This window comes from Paraburkholderia sp. A3BS-1L, assembly GCF_051125215.1.
GTDB lineage: Bacteria > Pseudomonadota > Gammaproteobacteria > Burkholderiales > Burkholderiaceae > Paraburkholderia.
The window spans coordinates 2,482,635-2,505,780 of the sequence record NZ_CP120442.1 but is presented as its reverse complement, the minus strand read 5'-3'; the positions used below and the strand labels follow the sequence as shown (position 1 = coordinate 2,505,780).

At 65.1% G+C, this 23,146-nt stretch carries 18 protein-coding genes; 12 read left to right on the top strand and 6 right to left on the bottom strand.

Annotated features, from left to right (window positions below):
* Positions 1-29: 29 nt before the first annotated feature.
* The 3 genes from P5W99_RS11380 to zwf all read right to left on the bottom strand — a co-directional run bounded on the left by P5W99_RS11380 (position 30) and on the right by zwf (position 4,165).
* Positions 30-1,952: a bifunctional transcriptional regulator/glucokinase gene (locus P5W99_RS11380; RefSeq protein WP_421024527.1), complete on the bottom strand. Its 1,923-nt coding sequence runs from the start codon at positions 1,950-1,952 to the stop codon at positions 30-32.
* Positions 1,933-2,634, bottom strand: a complete 702-nt coding sequence (gene pgl, locus P5W99_RS11375; protein ID WP_421024526.1) for a 6-phosphogluconolactonase — start codon at positions 2,632-2,634, stop codon at positions 1,933-1,935. The genes P5W99_RS11380 and pgl overlap by 20 nt, the downstream gene beginning before the upstream one ends.
* A gap of 64 nt (positions 2,635-2,698) precedes the next feature.
* Positions 2,699-4,165, bottom strand: a complete 1,467-nt coding sequence (gene zwf, locus P5W99_RS11370) for a glucose-6-phosphate dehydrogenase (RefSeq protein WP_421024525.1) — start codon at positions 4,163-4,165, stop codon at positions 2,699-2,701.
* A gap of 621 nt (positions 4,166-4,786) precedes the next feature.
* On the opposite strand from zwf, the gene P5W99_RS11365 reads away from it, so the two are divergent.
* From P5W99_RS11365 to P5W99_RS11350, 4 genes are all read left to right on the top strand, one after another.
* The gene (locus P5W99_RS11365) at positions 4,787-6,034 is read left to right on the top strand and encodes an ABC transporter substrate-binding protein (RefSeq protein WP_421043240.1); all 1,248 of its coding nucleotides are present in this window, start codon (positions 4,787-4,789) and stop codon (positions 6,032-6,034) included.
* 138 nt (positions 6,035-6,172) lie between these two features.
* The gene (locus tag P5W99_RS11360) at positions 6,173-7,114 is read left to right on the top strand and encodes a carbohydrate ABC transporter permease (RefSeq protein WP_421024523.1); all 942 of its coding nucleotides are present in this window, start codon (positions 6,173-6,175) and stop codon (positions 7,112-7,114) included.
* Positions 7,104-7,961: a carbohydrate ABC transporter permease gene (locus P5W99_RS11355; RefSeq protein WP_213293438.1), complete on the top strand. Its 858-nt coding sequence runs from the start codon at positions 7,104-7,106 to the stop codon at positions 7,959-7,961. The genes P5W99_RS11360 and P5W99_RS11355 overlap by 11 nt, the downstream gene beginning before the upstream one ends.
* A gap of 30 nt (positions 7,962-7,991) precedes the next feature.
* The gene (locus P5W99_RS11350; protein ID WP_434660825.1) at positions 7,992-9,110 is read left to right on the top strand and encodes an ABC transporter ATP-binding protein; all 1,119 of its coding nucleotides are present in this window, start codon (positions 7,992-7,994) and stop codon (positions 9,108-9,110) included.
* Between the two features lie 111 nt (positions 9,111-9,221).
* On the opposite strand, the gene P5W99_RS11345 is transcribed toward P5W99_RS11350, so the two are convergent.
* Both P5W99_RS11345 and trxB read right to left on the bottom strand, forming a co-directional pair.
* The gene (locus tag P5W99_RS11345; protein ID WP_421024521.1) at positions 9,222-9,992 is read right to left on the bottom strand and encodes a Smr/MutS family protein; all 771 of its coding nucleotides are present in this window, start codon (positions 9,990-9,992) and stop codon (positions 9,222-9,224) included.
* A 178-nt stretch (positions 9,993-10,170) separates the two neighbouring features.
* Positions 10,171-11,163, bottom strand: a complete 993-nt coding sequence (gene trxB, locus P5W99_RS11340) for a thioredoxin-disulfide reductase (protein WP_421024520.1) — start codon at positions 11,161-11,163, stop codon at positions 10,171-10,173.
* Positions 11,164-11,529: 366 nt separating this feature from the next.
* Here trxB and P5W99_RS11335 point away from each other — a divergent pair, with 366 nt between their 5' ends.
* Together P5W99_RS11335 and lolA are read left to right on the top strand one after the other, a co-directional pair.
* Positions 11,530-13,845 carry a DNA translocase FtsK gene (locus P5W99_RS11335; RefSeq protein ID WP_421043243.1) on the top strand — a complete coding sequence of 772 codons (2,316 nt, stop codon included), beginning with the start codon at positions 11,530-11,532 and terminating at the stop codon, positions 13,843-13,845.
* Between the two features lie 74 nt (positions 13,846-13,919).
* Entirely contained in the window at positions 13,920-14,630 is a 711-nt protein-coding gene (gene lolA / locus P5W99_RS11330) for an outer membrane lipoprotein chaperone LolA (RefSeq protein ID WP_421024518.1), read from the top strand.
* Between the two features lie 87 nt (positions 14,631-14,717).
* On the opposite strand, the gene P5W99_RS11325 is transcribed toward lolA, so the two are convergent.
* Complete coding sequence (locus P5W99_RS11325; protein ID WP_434660822.1) at positions 14,718-15,788, bottom strand: MBL fold metallo-hydrolase; 1,071 nt, start codon at positions 15,786-15,788, stop codon at positions 14,718-14,720.
* A 236-nt stretch (positions 15,789-16,024) separates the two neighbouring features.
* Here P5W99_RS11325 and P5W99_RS11320 point away from each other — a divergent pair, with 236 nt between their 5' ends.
* The 6 genes from P5W99_RS11320 to P5W99_RS11295 all read left to right on the top strand — a co-directional run bounded on the left by P5W99_RS11320 (position 16,025) and on the right by P5W99_RS11295 (position 22,821).
* Positions 16,025-16,450, top strand: a complete 426-nt coding sequence (locus tag P5W99_RS11320; RefSeq protein WP_421024516.1) for a MerR family transcriptional regulator — start codon at positions 16,025-16,027, stop codon at positions 16,448-16,450.
* A gap of 71 nt (positions 16,451-16,521) precedes the next feature.
* On the top strand, positions 16,522-18,339 hold the full coding sequence (aceK, locus tag P5W99_RS11315) for a bifunctional isocitrate dehydrogenase kinase/phosphatase (RefSeq protein ID WP_421024515.1): 1,818 nt from the start codon (positions 16,522-16,524) through the stop codon (positions 18,337-18,339).
* A gap of 15 nt (positions 18,340-18,354) precedes the next feature.
* Positions 18,355-19,548, top strand: a complete 1,194-nt coding sequence (locus tag P5W99_RS11310; RefSeq protein WP_434660819.1) for an acetyl-CoA C-acetyltransferase — start codon at positions 18,355-18,357, stop codon at positions 19,546-19,548.
* A gap of 90 nt (positions 19,549-19,638) precedes the next feature.
* Positions 19,639-20,316: an SDR family oxidoreductase gene (locus P5W99_RS11305; RefSeq protein WP_421043247.1), complete on the top strand. Its 678-nt coding sequence runs from the start codon at positions 19,639-19,641 to the stop codon at positions 20,314-20,316.
* A gap of 133 nt (positions 20,317-20,449) precedes the next feature.
* Positions 20,450-20,902 (top strand): YchJ family protein, encoded by a 453-nt coding sequence (locus P5W99_RS11300; RefSeq protein ID WP_434660817.1) that lies wholly within the window; start codon positions 20,450-20,452, stop codon positions 20,900-20,902.
* Positions 20,903-21,429: 527 nt separating this feature from the next.
* Complete coding sequence (locus tag P5W99_RS11295; protein ID WP_434660815.1) at positions 21,430-22,821, top strand: dienelactone hydrolase family protein; 1,392 nt, start codon at positions 21,430-21,432, stop codon at positions 22,819-22,821.
* The last annotated feature ends 325 nt before the right edge of the window (positions 22,822-23,146 follow it).

Below are 23,146 nucleotides of genomic sequence, written 5' to 3'. Positions count from 1 at the left end.
GCGTCATGCGTTTGCGTCACGCATTGACATCAATCGCTCGCGCGCGCCGACGATGACGCGCCGTGGCTCAGCCAGTCGAGCACGGCGGAGGCGTCGTCGTCGGCCTGCTCGCGGGCCTTTTCGACGGCGTGGCTCATGTCGCCCTCGGGCGACGCGCGGCGGATCGCGACGCCCACCGCGAGAATGTCGATCATCAGCAAGTGCAGGATGCGCGAGATCATCGAAAGCTGCGACTCGCGCATCTCGATGTGATCGGTTTCGAGCGCCACGGTCGCTCGCTTGGCGAGCGGCGTGTTGCTCGACGTGATCGCAATCACTTTCGCGCCGGCCTGCATCGCCACGTCGAGCACGCGCAAGAGCTCAGGCGCGCGGCCCGACTTCGAGACCGCCACGATCACGTCGCCCTTGCCGAGCAGCGCAGCGGACGCCGCCTGCATGTAGAGGTCGCCGTAAGCGATAGTCGGGATGCCGAAGCGAAAGAACTTGTAGTGCGCGTCCTGGGCGACGATATGCGAGTTGCCGAGCCCATAGAACTCGATGCGCCGCGCGCCGTTGAGCAGCGTGATGGCCTGCTCGACCTGCTCGAAGTTCAGGTGCTCGCGCAGCTGCAGGATGGCCGAAACCGTGTTGTCGAGCACCTTCGCGCCGAAGTCGGTCGCGGTGTCGCCCAGATGCACCTGGCTGTGGCTCACGGGGATCGTGCCCGTCAAGCCGGTGGCGAGCTTGAGCTTGAAGTCGGAGAGCCCCTGGCAGCCGAGCGAGCGGCAAAAGCGGATCACCGTGGGCTGGCTCACGTCGGCCTTGCGCGCGATATCGACGATGGGGTCGTTGATGATCGAGCGCGGATGGTTGAGCGCGAGGTCGGCCACGCGCCGCTCGGCGGGCGTGAGCGCATCACGCATCTGGCGGATGCGCTCGAACACCGCCGACGATCCGCCGCCCGCGCGGTTCGAGAGCTGTTCCGCGAGGATGGCCGAGACGCCGAGAAACGCCGGGTATTCGGCGGTAATGACGTAGGTGGGCACGTTAGCGAGATAGGCGTCGAAGCGGCCCTTGGCCTCGAAGCGCTGGCGAAACGACGAGCGCATGAATAGCTCGCCCAGACGCGGCACCACGCCGCCGCCGATATAAATGCCGCCGAGCGAGCCGAGCGTCATCGCGATGTTGCCCGCGAAGCTGCCGAGAATGCCGCAGAAGCATTCGATGGTTTCCGCCGCGAGCGCGTCGCCGTCGTGCGCGCGCTTGACGATCTCGGCCGTGTTGATGTCCGCGCCCACCTTCTTCTTGTCGCGCGCGGCAAGCGCCCCATAGATCAGCTCGATGCCGGGCCCCGCGCAGACGCGCTCGAACGACACGTGCGGCCACTTCTTGCGCACGTGCTGGAGCACGAGATCTTCGCGCTCGTCCTGCGGCGCGAAGCTGGCGTGGCCGCCTTCGCTGCCGAGCGCGATCCAGCGGTCGTCGGCGGGAATCAGGCCCGAGACGCCGAGGCCCGTGCCCGGCCCGAGCAGACCGATCACGCTGTTCTGGCGGCGCTGGCCGCCGCCCACCTGGGTGCGCTGCGCGTCGGTCAGGCCCGGCAAGGCCATGGCGAGCGCGGTGAAGTCGTTCACGACCAGCAGCGTGTCGAAGCCGAGCGCGCGGCGCGTGGCTTCGATCGAGAAGGTCCAGTCGTGATTGGTCATGCGCACCTGGTCGCCGTCGACCGGGTTCGCAATGGCGATCGCGGCGTGGTTCACGCGGCCGATCTTCGTGTCCTTCAGATACTGCTGGATCACGTCCGCGACGCCCGGATAGTCGGCGCATGGGTACACGCGCACCTGGCCGATCTCGCCCGCGCGCGTCTCCAGCGCGAAGCGCGCGTTGGTTCCGCCGATGTCGGCGAGCAGCCTCGGTCCGTCGGCGTGCTGGCCCGCGCCAGGGGCGGATTTGTTAGGCGCACCAGTAGACATCGAGTCTCACTCCCTTGTCGTTCGCCAGCTTCGAGATGGCGTTGTTCTGTTCCGCGGCAGCGGCTTGTTGCAGCACGTCGAGCTTGCGCTGGCCCGCGATCAGCAGGAACAGGCGATCGACCTGGCGCAGCGCCTGCATCGACCACGAGACGCGCGCGTGCGGCGCGGCCTGCGGATGCACGGCCACGAACGGGCGCGCCGTGGTGATGGCTTCGTGCCACTCGGGCGCGTCGGCGAAGATCGACGCGGTGTGGCCGTCTTCACCCATGCCGAGCACCGCGACGTTGGGCAGGCGGCGCTGCGGGTCGGCGTTGAGCGCGGCCACGTGCGCATCCAGTTCCTGCGTGACGTCGACGAGCGGCAGGAAACGCGCCTGCGCCGCCTCGTGCTTCAGCAGGGTCTCGTGCGCGAGGCGTGCGTTGCTGGCCGGATCGGTCTCGGGCACCCAGCGGTCGTCCACCAGGGTGATGTCGGTGTGCGCCCAGTCGAAGCGGTGCGTCGACAGGGTCTCGAGAAACGGACGCGGGCTCGTGCCGCCGGAAACCGCGAGCGTTGCACGGCGCGCGCCGGTGCCGGGCGCGGCAGCAAGAGCGGCGAGCGACGCATGTAGTGCGTCGCCCACGGCTCGCGCCAGCGCGTCCGATTGGACGCGCGGGTCGTCGAATACGTGAAGCTCGATCACTTCTCCTCCAGGCTGCTTTTTTGTCGATCCGCGGGGATGTTCGCGGGGGTGTTCATCGGTCCGGTCAATTCTCTTCTTCGAGCCAGCAGGTGCCGTGCTGCGCCAGCATCGCGCTCGACGCTGCCGGTCCCCAGGTGCCCGCGGCATAAGGCTTGGGCGGGCGGGGCGACACGGCCCATTCGTTGAGGATGGGCTCGACCCATTTCCACGCGGCTTCCTGCTCGTCGCGGCGCACGAAGAGCGCGAGGCGCCCGTTGATCACGTCGAGCAAGAGACGCTGGTACGCCTCCATCTGGCCTTCGCGGAAGAACTGGTCGAACGCGAGGTCGAGATGCACGCTCGAGAGATTCATGCCTTCGCCAGGCTGCTTGGCGAGGCAGTACAGACGAATATTTTCGTTCGGCTGCAGGCGGATGACCAGACGGTTGGAGCCCGCGCGCAGCGCCGTGGGGCCCAGCGCCGAATGCGGCACGGGGCGGAAGTTCACCACGATTTCCGCGACGCGGTCGGCCAGACGCTTGCCCGTGCGCAGGAAAAAAGGCACGCCCGCCCAGCGCCAGTTCTCGATCTCGACGTTCAGGGCGACGAAGGTTTCGGTGCGGCTATCGGGCTTCACGCCGTGCTCGGTCGCGTAGCCCGGCACCTGCTGCCCGCGGATCACGCCCGCATGGTATTGGCCGCGCACGGCGACCTTGCTGATATCGGCGGGATTGATGGGCTTGAGCGCGCGCAGCACGCGCAGCTTTTCGTCGCGCACCGAGTCCGAATCCATTGAATGCGGCGGCTCCATGGCGACGATCGAGAGCAATTGAAGCAAGTGGTTCTGCACCATGTCGCGCAGCGCGCCGGTGTTGTCGTAGAAGTCGCCGCGCGCTTCCACGCCCAGTTCTTCCGCAATGGTGATCTGGATGCTTTCGACCCATTCGCGGCGCCACAGCGGCTCGAACAGCGCATTGCCGAAGCGCAGCGCGAGCAGGTTCTGCACCGGCTCCTTGCCGAGATAGTGGTCGATCCGGTAGATCTGCTCTTCGGCGAAGATTTCGCCGACCGCGTCGTTGATCGCATTGGACGACTCGAGGTCGTAGCCGAGCGGCTTTTCCAGCACGATGCGCGCGTTCTGGTTCAGGCCGACCGAGGCGAGCGCGCGGCAGATCGGCACGAACAGGGACGGGCCCGTGGCCAGGTAAAACACGCGGATGCCGGGCAGCGCCTCGATGCCGTCGCGCAGCGTGGTGAAGTCCTCGGCGCGCGAGAGGTCGAGCTTCACATAGACGATGCGCTCGAGAAAGCTCGCCCACGCGGCTTCGTCGAGACCGTTCTTCGAGACGTGCGGCTTGACGTGCTCGTTGACCCACTGGAGGTATTGGTCGCGAGTGTCCTCGTGGCGTGCAACGCCCACGATTTTCCCGGACGCGGCGAGCATGCCCGAGCGGTGCGCCTCGAACAGGGCCGGCAGGATCTTGCGCATCGACAGGTCGCCGGTGGCGCCGAAGAGCACGAACGTGAAACCAGAATCGTTAGGGCTTTGCATAGTCTCCGTCACAGTCCAGAAATGCCGCGGGAACAAGTTCCGGCGGGGCCGCGGCGGTATGCCGATCGCGCTGCGCCAGGCGGCCGTAGTCCGATAAAATTTTTTTTGACACTGAATTGTAGTTTAACTACAATCCAAATCAAGAGGTAACGTTCATTCGATGAAAAAAGCGTAGGCAAGCGCGGCGCAGCATGGGTTTTGCAGCAATCGTGCACGGGTTTTCGCGCGCTTTTTCGGATGGGCGGAACGCCCACATGTTAACGGACAATGGAGCCGTTCATGTGCCCGCCGGGCGCCGGAGGTGGGGATGTTCGGCCGCCGCGCTGCATGAGCATGGCACGCGGCGCCTCGACTGGCTGCGCATCGCGCTTGCGAACGCGGCCGGAGAAAATCAAAAGAGGAGACAGTCTTTGTATTCCGAACCACTCATCTCTTGAGCGTCCAGCGGCCGGACACCGGCCCGCGGCCCGCGCGCATCGATTGACCTTCACGCGCGCGGCACTCCGGCGCCCGTCCGTCCAGTGTTTTGCCTGTTTTTGTGCCTGTATTAACCACACCGCACCCTGGGTACATCAGGGGCCAACTAGTTTTTACTGATCAGGTGTCTGGAGGAGATAAGCAATGAAATTCCGAGCGATCATGGGCGCCCTGTGCGCCGCAGGTCTCATGGCCGGCGTCGCGACTGCGCAGGCAGCCGAATCCCTCGAAGTGCTGCACTGGTGGACTTCGGGCGGCGAATCGAAGGCGGTCGGCGTGCTCAAGGACGACATGCAGAAGCAGGGCTACGTGTGGAAGGACTTCGCGGTCGCCGGCGGCGCGGGCGCGGCGGCCATGACGGCACTGAAGACCCAGGTGATCTCGGGCAACGCACCCACGGCAGCGCAGATCAAGGGCCCGCTGATCCAGGAATGGGCGCAGCAGGGCGTGCTGGTGCCGATCGATTCGGCTGCCGGCGACTGGAAGGCCAACCTGCCGCCGCAAATCGACAAGATCATGCGCGCGGACGGCCATTACGTCGGCGCGCCGTTCTCGGTGCACCGCGTGAACTGGCTGTGGATCAACAAGGCCGCGCTCGACAAGGTGGGCGGCAAGGCGCCGACCACGTGGCCGGAGTTCTTCGCGCTGGCCGACAAGCTCAAGGCCGCGGGCTACCAGCCGGTTGCGGCGGGCGGCCAGCCGTGGCAAGACCTGACGCTGTGGGAAGACGTGGTGCTCTCGCAGGGCGCGGACTTCTACAAGAAGGCGATTGTCGATCTCGACCAGAAGACCCTGACCTCGCAGCAGATGGTGGGTGTGTTCGACACAGTTCGCAAGATTCAGTCGTATATGGATAACGCGCGCACGGGCCGCGACTGGAACCTCGCCACGGCCATGGTCATCAACGGCAAGGCGGGCATGCAGTTCATGGGTGACTGGGCCAAGGGCGAGTTCGAAAACGCCAAGAAGCAGCCGGGCAAGGACTACGTCTGCGCGCCGGTGCCGGGCACCTCGAAGGCCTACACGTTCAACGTCGACTCGTTCGTGTTCTTCCAGCAGAAGGACCAGAAGGCGGCCACGCCGGGTCAGATCGCGCTGGCGAAGACGATCATGAGCCCCGCTTTCCAGGAACAGTTCAGCCTGTACAAGGGCTCGATCCCGGTGCGCCTTGGCGTGGACATGAGCAAGTTCGATGCGTGCGGCAAGCAGTCGTACGCGGATGAGCAGGCCGCGATCAAGGCGGGCGGCTATGTGCCGTCGCTCGCACACGGCATGGCTCAGGCAGACGCCACGGCCGGTGCGATCACCGACGTCGTCACGAAGTTCATGAACTCGACCCAGGATTCGAAGAGCGCGGTGGAAGCGCTCGCGAAGGCTGCCAAGACCAAGTAAGCGAAGCGGGTTTTTGAAGTCGTTGCAATGAAACAAGCGGAGTGCGCCGTGCGCGGCGCACTCCGGGCATGACGGGTCAAACCTAACCCTTTATCGTGCGGAGTCCGTAATGTTCCACACCGTACCAGGAGTCGCGCAGTGACTGCTTCTCTTAGCGGCAACGGCAAGGCGGCCACGCCTGCCACAGGCCGCGCGTCGCCCATGGCGGCGCTCGCAGACCGCTGGATTCCGAAGCTGGTGCTTTCGCCCAGCATTCTGATCAGCCTCGTGTTTGTCTACGGCTTCATCATCATCACCGGCTATCTGTCGCTGTCGAATTCGCGGTTGATGCCGCGCTACGAATTCGCGGGCTTCGACCGCTACAGCGAGCTCTTCAGCAACGACGTCTGGTGGACCTCGGCGCAGAACCTCGCATGGTTCGGCATTCCGTTCATCGCCGTTTGCGTGGCGCTCGGGCTGTTTCTCGCGATCCTGCTCGATCAGCAGATTCGCCAGGAAGGCGCGCTGCGCGCGGTGTTTCTCTATCCGATGGCGCTCTCGTACATCGTCACGGGCACGGCGTGGCAGTGGATCTTCAACCCCGATCTCGGTCTTCAGCAGGTGCTGCACGACTGGGGCTGGACGAGCTTCCAGCTCGACTGGCTCAACGACCCGGACAAGGCGATTTTCTGTATCGTGGTTGCCGCCGTCTGGCAGTCCACCGGCTTTTGCATGGCGCTGTTCCTCGCCGGCCTGCGCGGCGTCGACAGCGAAATCTTCAAGGCCGCCCAGGTGGATGGCGCGACACTGCCCACGATCTACCGCAAGATCGTGATTCCGAGCATGCGTCCGGTGTTTTTCTCGGTGCTGCTGATCCTGTGCCACATCACGATCAAGACCTTCGACCTCGTCGTCGCGCTCACCGCGGGTGGCCCCGGCACGTCGTCGTCGCTGCCGGCCATCTTCATGTACACGTTTTCGTTCAACCGCGGGCAGCTCGGTGTCGGCGCAGCTTCGTCGATGATGATGCTCGCGACAGTGGTGGCCGTGCTCGTGCCGCTCATGTACCTGGAATCGAGGAGCACGCGCAATGCAGCCTAAGATGAAGGTGAGCCGCGTGTTCGTCTATGCGGCGCTGATCCTGTTCGCCCTGTACTTCCTGTTCCCGCTCTACGTGATGCTGTCGACGTCGTTCAAGACGCTCGACGAGCTTCACACGGGCAACATGCTCACGCTGCCCGCGAGCCCGAGCTTCGCGCCGTGGGTGAAGGCGTGGGCGCATGCCTGCACCGGCGTGCGCTGCGACGGCATGCAGCCGTTCTTCATGAACTCGGTGAAGATGGTGATCCCGGCCGTGCTGATCTCGTCGATCATCGGCGCGTTCAATGGCTACGTGCTCACGCACTGGCGCTTTCGCGGCGCGGATGCGCTCTTCACGATGCTGCTGGTGGGCTGCTTCATCCCGTTTCAGGCGATCCTCTTGCCGATGGCGCGTCTCGAAGGCTTCTTCGGCCTTTCGAACACGATTGGCGGGCTGGTTCTGGTGCACGTGGTGTACGGCATCGCGTTCACGACGATGTTCTTCCGCAACTTCTACGTGAGCGTGCCGGCGGAACTCGTGAAGGCTGCGCGCATCGACGGCGCCGGCTTCTTCATGATCTTCACGCGCATCATGCTGCCGATCTCGCTGCCGATTTTCATGGTGTGCCTGATCTGGCAATTCACGCAGATCTGGAATGACTTCCTGTTCGGCATCGTGTTCTCGGGTGTCGATTCGATGCCGATCACGGTGGCGCTGAACAATCTCGTGAACACCTCCACGGGCGTGAAGGAATACAACGTCGACATGGCCGGCGCGATCATCGCCGCGCTGCCCACGCTGCTCGTCTACGTGATCGCCGGCCGCTACTTCGTGCGCGGCCTCACGGCGGGCGCGGTGAAGGGCTAAGAAGCTCTACTCGATTAAAGGATTCATAGCATGGCAAGCCTTTCCATTCGCGACGTCTACAAGACCTACCCCAACGGGGTGCCCGTCCTCAAGGGCGTCAACATCGACATCGAAGACGGCCAGTTCCTGATTCTGGTCGGCGGCTCGGGCTGCGGGAAGTCGACGCTGCTCAACATGATCGCGGGTCTCGAAACCGTCACCAAGGGCGAGATCATGATGGACGGCAAGGTGGTGAACAACCTCTCGCCGAAGGATCGCGACATCGCGATGGTGTTCCAGTCGTACGCGCTCTATCCGTCGATGACCGTGCGCGAGAACATCTCGTTCGGCCTGAACATCCGCAAGGTGTCGAAGGCCGAGCAGACGCAGATCGTCGACCGCGTGTCGAGCATGCTGCAGATTCAGCATCTGCTCGACCGCAAGCCCGGCCAGCTTTCGGGCGGCCAGCGCCAGCGCGTCGCGATGGGCCGCGCACTCGCACGCGACCCGATCATGTTCCTGTTCGACGAGCCGCTCTCGAACCTCGACGCCAAGCTGCGCATCGAGATGCGCTCGGAAATCAAGCTGCTGCACCAGCGCGTGGGCAAGACGATCGTCTACGTGACGCACGACCAGATCGAGGCGATGACGCTCGGCGACCGCATCGCCGTGATGAAGGACGGCATCGTGCAGCAGTTCGGCGCGCCGCAGGAGATCTACGATTCGCCGTCGAATCTCTTCGTGGCGGGCTTCATCGGCGCGCCGCCGATGAACTTCATCAACGGCAAGCTGGTGGAGCAGGGCTCGGGCATCGGCATCGAGCTCGACACGGGTGTCGCACGCAGCGTGCTGAACCTGCCGTTCGAGGCCAGCAAGCTGCGCGGCCGTGTCGGCCAGGAGGTGGTGCTGGGCCTGCGCCCGGAGCGCATCACCGACGCGCGCAGCTCGCACGACGGCCACGGCCACGAACTGCAGCGCCACACCGTGAAGGTCGACGTGATCGAGCCGACCGGCCCGGACACGCTCGTGTTCGCGCAGGTCAACGGCAAGCGCATCGTGAGCCGCGTGCACCCGGGCGCGAATCCGCAGCCGCTCAATAGCATGGAGCTGCTATTCGACGTGTCGAAGGCTGTGCTGTTCGATCCGAAAACCGAAGAGCGCATCGCTTGAGCGGTCCGGATCGATTCGCGCCAGGTTTTGCTGGTGCGCTTCTGGTGTGGTAAGCGACAAAAAACCCCGCCGCTGCGTGAGCAGCCGCGGGGTTTTTACTGAAGGCTTCGCTCAGCGTGCGTGCGAGTGATGCTGTCCGTGCCCGTGCGTATGCGGCTGCAGCAGCACGAGCACCGCACCGGCGCCGCCGTCATGCGGCCGCGCCTGGCAGAACGCGATCACTTCTTCCTTCTGCACGAGCCACGCACGCACCTTGCCCTTGAGCACGGGCTCCTTGCCCACGGAGCCGAGCCCCTTGCCGTGAATCACGCGCACGCAGCGCAGCCCGCGCTTGCCCGCCTCGCGGATGAAGGTTTGCAGTGAATCGCGCGCTTCCTCGCGGCGCATGCCGTGCAGGTCGAGCTGCGCTTGCACGATCCACGCACCGCGCCGCAGCTTCTTGACGACTTCCTCGCTCACGCCGGGACGGTGGTAATAGAGCGAGTCGTCGGTATCGAGCAGGGCTTCGGGGTCGAAGTCGTCGGAAATCGCTTCGTGCAGGACCGCCTGCTCGTCGAGACGCGTTTGCAGTGGCAGCGGCACGGGTGCTTCGCGGCGCGGCTGCGCGCGCGGCGGCTGCTTGAGCGGCGCGATCTGGCCGATTTCGCGGCGGAACAGGTCGCTGTCGGCGGCGGCTTCCACGCGCGCCGCCTGGGCGGCCGCGCGTTCACGCTCGCGCTGGCGCGTTTGTGTTTTGAGCGCTTCGCGCAGGCTGCCGAGGCCGGCGAAGCCCGTGGCGGCCTTGCCGGGTTCGGGGGCGGGCTCGGGCGCGATGCTTGGCGCGGCAGGGCGCGTGGGGGCGGGGCGCTTGGGCTCGCCCGGATGGGGCACGTTCTTGGGCATGGCGAAAGACGCTGGATGAATCTCAGTGGCGTGCGTTCAGCGCGGCACGCGAAAAACGCTGCAAAAAAGACGGCAAAAAACGCTGTAAAAGCAAAGGGCCGCCGGCTGGCTGGCCGCGGCCCTCTCTCGGTGCGCCGTCTGGTTTAACGACGCTATTTTAACGGCTCGCGCGGATCGATCAGCGCTCGGCTTCGGCGCTCATCACGTGCGCCCCGATCTCGCTGACGGTTTCCAGATAGCGCTGCGCGTCGAGCGCGGCCATGCAGCCCGTGCCGGCGCTCGTGATGGCCTGGCGATAGACGTGGTCCTGCACGTCGCCGGCCGCGAACACGCCCGGCACGCTCGTGCCCGTGGCGTTGCCGTTCAGGCCGCCGTTCGTGATGATGTAGCCGTTCTTCATCTCCAGCTGGCCTTCGAAGATGTCGGTGTTCGGCTTGTGGCCGATCGCGACGAACACGCCCTGGAGATCAAGGTCGGTGGTTTCGCCCGTCTTCGTGTTCTTGATGCGCAGGCCGTTCACGCCGCCCTCGTTGCCCTTGACTTCGTCGAGCACGTGATCCCACTTGATCTCGACGACGCCTTCCTTTTCCTTTTCCAGCAGGCGGTCGATCAGGATCGGCTCGGCGCGGAACTTGTCGCGGCGGTGGATGACCGTGACCTTCTTCGCGATGCCGGCGAGATAAAGCGCTTCCTCGACCGCCGTGTTGCCGCCGCCGATCACCGCGACGTGCTGGTTGCGGTAGAAGAAGCCGTCGCAGGTCGCGCAGGCGGAGACGCCGCGGCCCATGAAGAGCTCTTCGCTCGGCAGGCCGAGGTATTGCGCCGATGCGCCCGTCGCAATGATGAGCGAATCGCAGGTGTACTCGCCCGAGTCGCCGATCAGGCGGATGGGCTTCTCATCGAGTTTGGCCGTGTGAATGTGATCGAACACGATTTCCGTGTTGAAGCGCTCGGCATGCTCGAGAAAACGCTGCATCAGTTCCGGGCCCTGCACGCCGTTCGGATCGGCGGGCCAGTTTTCCACATCGGTCGTGGTCATGAGCTGGCCGCCCTGGGCGAGCCCGGTGACGAGCAGCGGCGAAAGGTTCGCGCGCGCCGCATAGACGGCTGCCGTGTAGCCGGCGGGGCCGGAACCGAGAATCAGGACTTTGGCGTGTTTGGTTGCGGACATGATCGAATTCCGTAGAAGGCGCTGCGTGGCGCGGGTTCCCGGGGCCGGCGGCCTGGTGCAGTTAGCTGAATCCTCAGGCGGCCGCCGGTGAGTGCGGCGGGGCACACGCAGGTAGTTGGGCATCAGCCCGCAATTATAAAGGCCGGGAGCTTTCGCCGCGCTATCAAGGTTTTTCATCGGCGCGATAGCCTGGGTTCGGCGCCGGCGGCGCCGTTGCCAGTTACCCTCATTTACAGCGTTGAGGCAGCCGGGGTCTAAACAACGCGTTTACAATAGGCCGGATCAGACGTCGGCGGCCGCGCCGGTCTGCCGGAGCCCCCGGCAGTGCGCCCGGACCGCGCAAGCATCAAGAATCACCAGGATTCAATGGCCAAAGCTCCTTTTTCCGCGCAGGCGCAGGCATTGCCTAATCGCATGTCGCGTCTTTTCACCGAAATCCGCTGGATCCTGCAGGTCGCGCTCGGCGTGTTCCTGCTGATGGCGCTCATCAGCTACAGCCGCCGCGACCCGAGCTGGACCCACGCCGCTCAGGTCGACCATATCTCGAACTGGGCAGGGCGCGTCGGCGCATGGACCTCGGACATCCTGCTGCTGCTGTTCGGCCTGTCCGCCTATTGGTGGGTCGTGCTGCTCGCGCGCCACATTTCGAAGAATTACCAGCGCATCACGCGCCACGAAGCGCTCCCCGAGGACGACGACGAGAAACCGCGCGACCACGGCTGGATCGCCGAAGGCTTCGCATTCGTGCTCGTGCTGCTCGCCTGCGACGGCATCGAGGCGCTGCGCATGTGGTCGCTCAAGGTGCAGTTGCCGCGTGCGCCGGGCGGCGTGGTGGGCGAGGCAGTGGCGCGCGGCGTCTCCAGCGCGCTGGGCTTTACGGGCGGCACGCTCGCGCTGTTGCTGGCGCTTGCGATCGGTTTGTCGCTGTATTTCCGTTTTTCGTGGCTGAGCGTGGCCGAAAAGGTCGGCGAGTCGATCATCAATGCCGTGACGATGGCGCAACTGCGCCGCGAAGCGGGCCGCGACCGCAAGCTCGGCGAGGCCGCCGCGGTCAAGCGCGAAGGCAAGGTCGAGCGCGGCCGCGTGAAGATCGAGGAGCACGAGCCGGTCACGATCGTGCCGCCCGTGGTCACGCCGCAGCGCTCCGAGCGCGTGGAGAAGGAGCGTCAGGTGCCGCTCTTCACCGATCTGCCGGGCGACTCCACCTTGCCGCCGATCTCGCTGCTCGACCCCGCGCCCAAGACTCAGGAAACGATCTCCGACGATACGCTCGAGTTCACCTCGCGCCTGATCGAGAAGAAGCTCAAGGACTTCGGCGTGGACGTGGCCGTGGTGGCTGCGTATCCGGGCCCGGTCGTCACGCGCTACGAGATCGAGCCCGCCACCGGCGTGAAGGGCAGCCAGATCGTGGGCCTCGCGAAGGACCTCGCGCGCTCGCTTTCGCTCGTTTCGATCCGCGTGGTGGAGACGATTCCGGGCAAGAACTACATGGCGCTCGAGTTGCCGAACCAGCGCCGCCAGACCGTGCGCCTGTCCGAAATCCTCGGCTCGGCCGTTTATGCGGACGCGCCTTCGGCGCTCACCATGGGTCTGGGCAAGGACATCGGCGGCAAGCCGGTTTGCGCCGATCTCGCGAAGATGCCGCACCTGCTCGTGGCCGGCACGACCGGCTCGGGCAAGTCGGTGGGCATCAACGCGATGATCCTCTCGCTGCTTTACAAGGCGAGCGCCGAGCAGGTGCGCATGATCCTCATCGATCCGAAGATGCTCGAAATGAGCGTGTACGAGGGCATTCCGCATCTGCTGTGTCCGGTCGTGACCGACATGCGCCAGGCCGGCAACGCGCTGAACTGGACCGTCGCCGAAATGGAGCGTCGCTACAAGCTCATGAGCAAGCTGGGCGTGCGCAATCTCGCGGGCTACAACAACAAGATCGAGGAAGCGAACAAGCGCGAAGAGAAGATTCCGAATCCGTTCAGCCTCACGCCCGACGATCCGGAGCCGCTGCAAAAGCTGCCGCACATCGTCGTGGTGATCGACGAACTGGCCGACCTCATGATGGTGGTCGGCAAGAAGGTCGAAGAGCTGATCGCGCGCATTGCGCAGAAGGCGCGCGCCGCCGGCATTCACCTGATCCTCGCGACGCAGCGGCCTTCGGTGGACGTGATCACCGGCCTCATCAAGGCCAACGTGCCGACGCGCATCGCGTTCCAGGTGTCGTCGAAGATCGACTCGCGCACGATTCTCGACCAGATGGGCGCCGAGTCGCTGCTCGGCATGGGCGACATGCTCTATCTGCCGCCCGGCACGGGGCTGCCTGTGCGCGTGCACGGCGCATTCGTGGCCGACGACGAGGTGCACCGCGTCGTCGACAAGCTCAAGGAGCAGGGCGAGCCGAACTATATCGAAGGCATTCTCGAAGGCGGCACGGCGGGCGAGGGCGACGAAGGCTCGGCGAGCGCTTCCGGAACCGGCGACGAGTCCGACCCGCTCTACGATCAGGCCGTCGAGGTGGTCATCAAGAACCGGCGCGCGTCGATCTCGCTCGTGCAGCGGCATCTGCGCATCGGCTACAACCGCGCGGCGCGCCTGCTCGAACAGATGGAGCAATCGGGACTCGTTTCGGCGATGTCTTCGAGCGGCAACCGCGAGATTCTCGCGCCCACGCGCGAGGTCGATTGAGTCTGCCTTGAGTCCGCGCGCATGACGGCGCGAGCACTCAGGGTGGTCGCATGGTAGTTTTTGGAGAACGACAGATGCAGTTTCCGGTTGGACAACAGACCCGTTTGACGCTGGGCCGCGCGGGCCGCGCAATCTTCGTCGCGCTTGGCGCGTCGCTCGTGATGGCGTCGCACGCCTGGGCGAGTGGCACCGATCAACTGAAGCAGTTCGTCTCGCAAGTGCACGCCGCGCGCGGCAACTTCGTGCAGCGCGAGCTCAAGACGCCCACCAACGCGAAGAACGCGAGCGATGCCATTGCCACGGCCACGGCGAACGCCAAGACGTCGAGCGGCACATTCGTGTTCTCGCGTCCCGGCAAGTTCATCTGGACCTATGAGAAGCCGTATCAGCAACTGCTGCAATCCGATGGCGACAATCTCTATGTCTACGACAAGGACCTGAACCAGGTCACCGAGCGCAAGCTCGGCGGCGCGCTTGGCGCGAGCCCGGCGGCCATCCTGTTCGGCAGCAACGATCTGGACAAAAACTTCACGCTCTCCGACGCGGGTGTGAAGAACGGCATCGACTGGCTGCAACTGGTGCCGAAGTCGAAGGACACGCAGTTCAAGAGCGTGGGCATCGGCTTTCGTGACGGCAACCTTGAAGCGATGGAACTGCACGACGTGTTCGGCAACGTGACGCTGCTCACGTTCTCCAACATCGAGAAGAATCCGTCGCTGCCGGCGTCGGCGTTCAAGTTCGTGCGGCCCAAGGGCGCCGACCTGATTACGGGTGGCGGGAACTGATTTTCGCGGCGTGATGTGATGCGGCAAAGAAGAGGGGGCGGCTCGATTGAGCCGCCCCCTTTTGTTTCTTGTTATCTGCTTACGCAATCAGGCCGAAAAGCGCACCACGCCTTTCTCGTCGATCGTGCGCTTGAGCTTGCCCGCGAACCACAGTAGATGCAGATGCGCGAGCGCTTCGCCCATCGCGAACGTCAGCTGATGCATGTCGAGCGCGCGCTTGAACATGAGCGGCACGATGTCGGCGGCGCTTTTTGGCGTGTGCGCACAGGCCTCCATGACTTCGGCGAGCCGCGCGTCGTGGTGCGCGCGCAGTTGGCCGATGCGCGTGCGCACGCCGCGAAACGGCTTGCCGTGCGAGGGCAGCACGAGCGTGTCTTCGGGCATGGCCTCGTAGCGACCGAGCGACTCGAGGTACAGGCCGAGCGGGTTGCCTTCCGGCTCCATGTCGAACACCGATACGTTGGTCGAGATGCGCGGCAGCACCATGTCGCCCGAGATCAGCACGCCAAGCGATTCGCACAGCAGCGCGCAATGTTCGGGCGAATGGCCGTAACCCGTAACGACGCGCCAGTCGCGGCCGCCGATCGTGACCGTGTCGGCCTCGCGCAGGCGGCGGTATTGCCCCGGCAGCGCAGGTACGAGATTGGAGTAGTAATTGCGGCGGTTGCGCAGTTGCTCGAGCGAGGCTTCGTCGCTCACGCCGTGGCGCGCGAAATGGCGCGCCGCGCCTTCGCCGCCCGCGTTCGAGCCGTTGCCCGAGGCCAGCACGCACGCGCTCATGTATTCGCCGAGCGTCGTCCACAGGCGCACGTCCCAGCGCTTCTTCTCGCCGCCCGCGCAAATCCAGTGCGCAAGGCCGATATGGTCCGGATGGCAGTGCGTGACGAGCACGCGCAGCACCGGCAAGCCTTCGAGCTGGGTTTCGAACACCTGCTCCCAGCGCGCCTTGATCGTATCGTCGGTGATGCCGCAGTCCACCACGGTCCAGCCTTGCTGGCCGTCGATCTCGTCGCGCAGCAGCCAGAGGTTGATGTGATCGAGCACGAAGGGCAGCGGCATGCGCAGCCATTTCACGCCGGGCGCGACTTCGAAGGCGAGGCCGGGCTCGGGCAGGGTATCGGCGAAAGGATAGTCGAGCTGGTGTTCGAGGGCGTTCATTGGAGAGTCGTCTCGCGTCGTTATGGTGGACTGCGGGCGGCTGGCGCCGCCGCTTCGCCTCATTGTCGCTGCATTGCGCCATTCCTGCAGGCAGTTCGGGAGAGTGTTCCGATACGCGGAACAAACCGGCTGTTGCGCAACCCTTGAGTTGACGATAACGTAAACGTCGACTCCAACGATAGCCCTTCTGCCCGGTCGAGCCCGAACCCGGCTTGCGCGAGGCGCGCTTTTTCTACATGACCCAGTACACGATTACCGAGCTTGCCCGCGAATTCGACGTGACGCCGCGTGCGATCCGCTTCTACGAGGATCAGGGCCTGCTCGCGCCGAGCCGCGAAGGCGCGAGCGGACTCAAGCGCGTGTTTTCGGGGCGCGACCGCACGCGGCTGAAGCTCACGCTGCGCGGCAAGCGCCTCGGCTTCACGCTCAACGAGATCCGCGCGCTGCTCGATCTCTACGACTCGCCCACCGATACGCAGCCGCAGCTCCAGGCGTTTCTCGCCACCGTCGTGCGCCACCGCGAGCTACTGGAGCGCCAGCGCGCCGACCTCGACGCCACGCTCGAAGACCTCGCGCAGTACGAGTCGCAGGCGCGTGCGCTGCTCGCGAAGAACGGTGCCGGCGAGCGGATCGCGCCGCACACCTTGCCCGACGATCAGTAGCCGGCGCTGGCCCGTCATTGCCCATTTCTGCCCGTTCCTGCACCAAGCCGCCGAGCCGAGGTGAATGCGTCATGAGACATTTCCCGAAACTGCTTTCATCGCAGATCGGCTTCGACGTTGCGCAGACGATGCTCGAGGGCTTCGACCATCATTACCGCAACTTCTGCGCGGTGGCCGTGCGGGCGCGCGAATGCTTCGAGGCGCGCGACTGGCACGGCCTGCAGCAACTCGCGCGCGAGCGCATCGCCTCTTATGACGAGCGCGTGCGCGAGTGCGTGGTGGCGCTTGAAGACGAGTACGACGCGGAAAACATCGACGACGAGGTCTGGGAGCAGATCAAGCTTCATTACATCGGCCTGCTGACGACGCACCGGCAGCCCGAGTGCGCCGAGACGTTCTTCAACTCGGTGTGCTGCAAGATCCTGCATCGCTCGTATTTCAACAACGATTTCATTTTCGTGCGGCCCGCGATCTCAACCGAGTACATCGAGAACGACGAGCCCGCGGCCAAGCCCACCTATCGCGCGTACTACCCGGCCAGGGACGGGCTGGCGGCCACGCTCGCGCGCATCGTCACGAATTTTCAGCTCGAAACGCCGTTCGAGGACCTCGCGCGCGATGTGGACTGCGTGATGCGCGCGATGCTCGACACCTTCGGCGTGGTCGAGCCCAAGCCCAACTTCCAGATTCACGCGCTCGCTTCGCTGTTCTTTCGCAATCAGTCAGCGTACATCGTCGGGCGCATCATCAACGGCGATCTGCTCGCGCCGTTCGTAGTGCCGATCCGTCACACGCCAGGCGGCATGCTCGTGCTCGACACTGTGCTGCTGCGCACCGATCAGTTGCTGATCATGTTCAGCTTCTCGCACTCGTATTTCCTCGTGGATATGGGCGTGCCGTCCGCCTACGTGGAGTTTCTGCGCACGATCATGCCGCGCAAGGCGAAGGGCGAGATCTACACGTCGCTCGGGCTGCAGAAGCAGGGCAAGAACCTGTTTTATCGTGATCTGCTGCACCATCTCTCGCATTCGAGCGATCAGTTCGTCGCCGCACCCGGCATTCGCGGCATGGTGATGATCGTGTTCACGCTGCCATCGTTTCCGTACGTGTTCAAGGTGATCAAGGACAGCTTTCCCGCGCCGAAGGAGACCACGCGTGAGCAGGTGGAGGCGAAGTATCAGCTCGTGAAGCGTCACGACCGGCTCGGGCGTCTGGCCGATACGCTCGAATATTCCAGCGTCGCGCTGCCCGTTGCGCGCCTCTCCGAGGCGCTCGTGCGCGAACTCGAAACGCTTGCGCCTTCGATGATCGAGTACGAGGGCGACAATCTCGTGATTCGCCACCTCTACATCGAGCGCCGCATGGTGCCGCTCAACATCTGGCTGCAAAACGGCAGCGACGAAGAGGTCGAGCACGGCATCCGCGAATACGGCAACGCGGTGAAGGACCTGATGCGCGCGAATATCTTTCCGGGCGACATGCTCTACAAGAATTTCGGCGTGACGCGCCACGGCCGCGTGGTGTTCTACGACTACGACGAAATCGAGTATCTGACCGAATGCAACGTGCGCGCGGTGCCCGCGCCAGTTCATGAGGAAGACGAATTATCGAGCGAGCCATGGTACGGAGTCGGTCCGCGCGATATTTTTCCGGAGACGTACCGCACCTTCCTGCTCGGCGATACGCGCGTGCGGCGCTATTTCCTCGAGCATCACGCGGACTTCTTCGACCCCGCGCTATGGCAGCAGAGCCAGGCGCGCCTGCTGGCGGGCGAGGTGCCCGACTGCCTGCCATATGACGCGGCGGTGCGTTTTCGCACGCGCTATCCCGAGCGCTTCGCGCCGCACGAACAACGTACAGACTCGAATTTCGCATCGTCGATTGATTGAAAAAGGAGAGAGAGCATGAGTGAGACGGAGATGGATCCAGTGGTGATCGTGGCGGCGGCGCGCACGCCGATGGCGGGCTTTCAGGGCGATTTCGCCGCATTGAGCGCGCCGCAACTGGGCGCGGCGGCGATTGCGGCCGCGCTCGAGCGCGCGGGCCTGAAGCCCGAGCAGATTGACGAAGTGGTGATGGGCTGCGTGTTGCCTGCCGGCCTGGGCCAGGCGCCCGCACGCCAGGCGGCGCTCGGCGCGGGCCTGCCGCTCGCGGCGGGCGCGACCACGGTGAACAAGATGTGCGGCTCGGGCATGCGCGCGGCGATGTTCGCGCACGACATGCTGCTGGCGGGCTCGGCCGAAGCGATCGTCGCGGGCGGCATGGAGAGCATGTCGAACGCGCCGTATCTGCTGCCCAAGGCACGCGCGGGCATGCGCATGGGGCACGGCCAGGTGCTCGATCACATGTTCCTCGACGGCCTCGAGGATGCCTACGACAAGGGCCGCCTCATGGGGACGTTTGCGGAGGAGTGCGCGGGCGAATTCGCTTTTTCGCGCGAGAGCCAGGACGCCTTTGCGATCGAGTCGCTCAAGCGCGCGAAACGCGCCAACGAGGACGGCTCGTTCGCATGGGAGATCGCGCCGGTCAAGGTGGCCACGCGTGCGGGCGAGACCATGATCGAGCGCGACGAACAGCCGTTCAAGGCCAATCTCGACAAGATCCCGACGCTCAAGCCCGCCTTCAGCAAGACCGGCACGGTGACGGCCGCGAATTCCTCGTCGATCTCGGACGGTGCGGCGGCGCTCGTGATGATGCGCGAGTCCACGGCGAAGCGCCTCGGCGTCACGCCGCTCGCGCGCGTGACGGGCCATTCGACTTTCGCGCAGCAGCCCGCGAAATTCACGACCGCGCCGGTGGGCGCGATCGCGAAGCTCTTCGAGAAGACCGGCTGGAAGGCCGCCGACGTCGATCTCTACGAGATCAACGAGGCGTTTGCCGTGGTCACCATGGCCGCGATGAAGGAGCACGATCTGCCGCATGAGAAGGTCAATGTGAACGGCGGCGCGTGCGCGCTGGGCCATCCGATCGGCGCATCGGGCGCGCGCATTCTCGTTACGCTGATCGGCGCTCTGCGCGCGCGCGGTCTTAAGCGCGGCGTGGCGACCCTGTGCATCGGCGGTGGCGAAGCGACCGCACTGGGCGTCGAACTCATGTAGGCTTCCGAGTGACGGGCGCCGCACGCAGCGGCGCCTCCCATCGCTGGCACGCGGCGCTGCATAGCCGCGGCACCCAGAAAAGGCGGCGACATGAAAACAGCGTTGATTGTGGGCGCGTCGCGAGGCCTCGGCCTCGAGTTCGCGCGCCAGTATGCGAAGGCCGGCTGGCGCGTGCTGGCCACGGCGCGCTCCGAGGCGGCGCGCACGGCGCTCAACGCGCTGGGCGCGCAGGCGTTCGCGCTCGACATCGCGCGGCCCGAGGACATTGCCGCGCTCGGCGCGAAGCTCGAGGGCGAGCGGCTCAACGTGGCGCTCATCGTTTCCGGCGTCTACGGCCCGCGCACCGAGGGCGTCGAAGCCATCAGCGCCGAAGACTTCGAGTACGTGATGAACACCAACGTGCGCGGCCCGATGCAGCTCATCCCGATTCTGCTGCCGCTCGTCGACGCGGCGTTCGGCGTGCTCGGCGTGCTGTCGAGCCGCATGGGCAGCATCACGCAGACAACCGGCACGACGGGCTGGCTCTATCGCGCGAGCAAGGCGGCCTTGAACGACGTCATCAAGATCACCTCGCTGGAGACGCGCCGGGCGACTTGCATCGCGCTGCATCCGGGGTGGGTGCGCACGGAGATGGGCGGCGCGCAGGCGGCCATCGACGTGACGGCGAGCGTCGCCGGCATGCGCGAAGTGGTGGCGGAAGCCGCGGCGGCACGCGAGGTCTTCAACGGACGCTTTTTCCAGTACGACGGGACCGAGCTCGACTGGTGAGCGCCCGATCCACGCAATATCCGCGCAATAATTGCGCAGCCATTGCACGTAGGGGCCGCAGCGCTGGCGCGAGCGGCCCTTGTTTTTTGTTCTGCTGAAAGCGCACGAAGTGCGTGAGAAGGATCGATATTTAATGTCTGCTCAATCCACGCGCGCGAAGCGCCCGCTCGAATGTCCTTGCGGCGGCGCCGCCCCCAACCTGAAATCGGGCGCCAAGCCCCCGCGCTTCGCCGATTGCTGCGGCCGCTTTATCGACGGCGGCGCGCTGCCCGCCACGGCGCTCGAACTGATGCGCTCGCGCTACACGGCCTATGTGCTTGGCGAAGCCGGCTACCTGCGCGCGACCTGGGCCGCCGAGACCTGTCCCGCCGATCTCGACGTCGACCCCGATGCACCCGGCGCGGCGCGCTGGCTCGGGCTTGCCGTCAAGCGCCACGAGCCCATCGACGAGACGCATGCGCGCGTCGAGTTCGTCGCGCGCCACAAGAGCGGCGGGCGCGCCTTTCGTCTGCACGAACTGAGCCGCTTCACGCGCGGCGACGACGGCCGCTGGCGCTACGTCGACGGCGACATCCTCGAAGGCTGAGGGCAGTCTTTGCGCCGCTGCCGTGGCGGCTAAAACAACGCATTTATAAGCAATCACTTAATGCAAAAAACGGGGCCTTAGCGAGCGGCGACATATGACTGTGTGAATGATCGTTATTTCGCCGCGGCTCACGACCGCCCCGAAATCCCGCTATGCGCCGCGCGTCAAGGTATACGAGGAACTGGCCCTTCGTTGGCACGCCTTATGCCGGGTTACCCCTGAATTGCGCAACAAATAATTGTCGTGCGACGATGCAATCACGGTGCTCGTTACGCCACGTAAGCAAGTGTTGAAAAGACATTTCTCGCGGCGATCACAAGACGGGTGCTGGCGGCGGATCTGAAAGTTTGCAGATCGGCGCCGCACAGGTGTTCCGATCCGTGTTCTCCCCCGCAGCATCGGTTGCGACCACGCCAGGCCTCTCGGCCAGGCGCGCCGTGTGCTGTTGTGCCCGCTGGGCAGGGGACGTTCGCGCAGTGGTTCGGTACGCAGATTGACGGCGGTTTTTTCGCAGGCGGGTGTTGCGCATGGCGTTCAGGAAGCTTCTTACCGGATGGGCGATGGCCGGCGCGGCGTGTGTGCTGTCGGTTGCTCATGCGGCGTCGCTTTCCGACCCGGCTGCCGCCGCCAGCGCTCAGGCAGCGCTGATGTCGACGCCGTCCGCCACGCATTCGAACGCGCATCGCGACGCCTCGCAAGGCGCGGCTGCGTCGTTCGCCAATGGCCCGCTCGGCAGTGCGAACGTGCCGCGCATCGCACTCGGCGACACGTATCTGCCCGTCGTGCGCGCCGACATGAATCAGCAGATCATTCACATTCCCGTGGCCGGCGACCCGAGCGTTACGCTCGAAACCACGGTCTACCGTCCCGACGGTCCTGGCCCGTTCCCGATGGTGGTGTTCAATCACGGCAAAATTCAGGGCGACCCGCGCATGCAGCCGCGCAGCGACCCGACGTCGTTCGCGCGCGAATTCGTGCGCCGCGGCTACGTGGTCGTCGCGCCGAACCGCCGGGGTTTCGCCGGCTCGGGCGGCGACTATCAGCAAGACGGCTGCGACGTCGCGAGCAACGGCCTGGGCCAGGCCGCCGACGTGGCCACCACGGTCGACTACATGGCGAAGCAGCCGTACGTGGACGCGAGCCATATCGTCGTCGCCGGCACCTCGCATGGCGGTCTCGCGACCATGGCCTACGGCACCGAAGCCGCGCACGGCGTGCGCGCGCTCATCAACTTCTCGGGCGGCCTGCGTCAGGACGCTTGCACCGGCTGGCAGAACAACCTGACCGAAGCCTTCGGCGATTACGGCGCGAAGGCCCGCGTAGCCTCGCTCTGGCTCTACGGCGACAACGATTCGGTGTGGACGTCCGATCTCGTTACGCGGATGTTCGCGGCGTTTCGTTCCGCGCGGCCGGGCGCGGGCGCGCAACTCGTCGATTTCGGCTCGTACAAGAACGATGCACATCGCCTCGTGGGCGACCGCGACGGCGTGCAGGTCTGGTGGCCCAAGGTCGAGGCGTTCCTGGCGAACCAGGGTATGCCCACGGCCGTGGAATATCGCGTAGCGACGCAAGCCGCGCCGCGCGCCACGGGCTACGCATCGATCGATTCGGTGAGCGCGGTGCCGTTCCTCGATCAGGCGGGCCGTGACGGCTATCGCAACTTCCTCAAGCAGTACCCGAGCCGTGCTTTTGCCGTGTCCGATTCGGGCGCATGGTCGTGGGCCGAGGGCGGCGACAATCCGATGGCTGTCGCCGTTGCGAACTGCCAGAAGCACAGTTCGGATCCGTGCCGCCTCTACGCGGTGAACAGCCATGTCGTGTGGTCTAACGACACCGCCACGGCGCAAAACGACAACACCGACGACGGCAATGCCGTTGCCGCCGATGCGGATACCGCACACGCACTCGCGAGCCGTTAAGCGCGCCTGACGCATCGCTGGCGCGCGCATCGTCGCGCTGCCACCGCTCCCTCGTTTCCCTCGTTTTTCCCACTATTTTCTCACCGCTGTTGCGCTCCTGCCTTCGCGCTCGAGTTCGACCGCGGCGTACGCGCTCGTCTTTTTCGGCGTGCGGCCGCAGATTTTTTTGCACAAGCGCGCTTCACTTTGCCGTCGTCATCTTCGGGCATTTCGGGTCTTCGCAAAAGAACTGTGCGCAGCTGTCCCGAACCGCGCCGAACCTCGTGCGAGCGGGCCTTTCAAGGCCATTTCGGGGGTAGTGCATTGCGGAATTGAACGCGTTAAT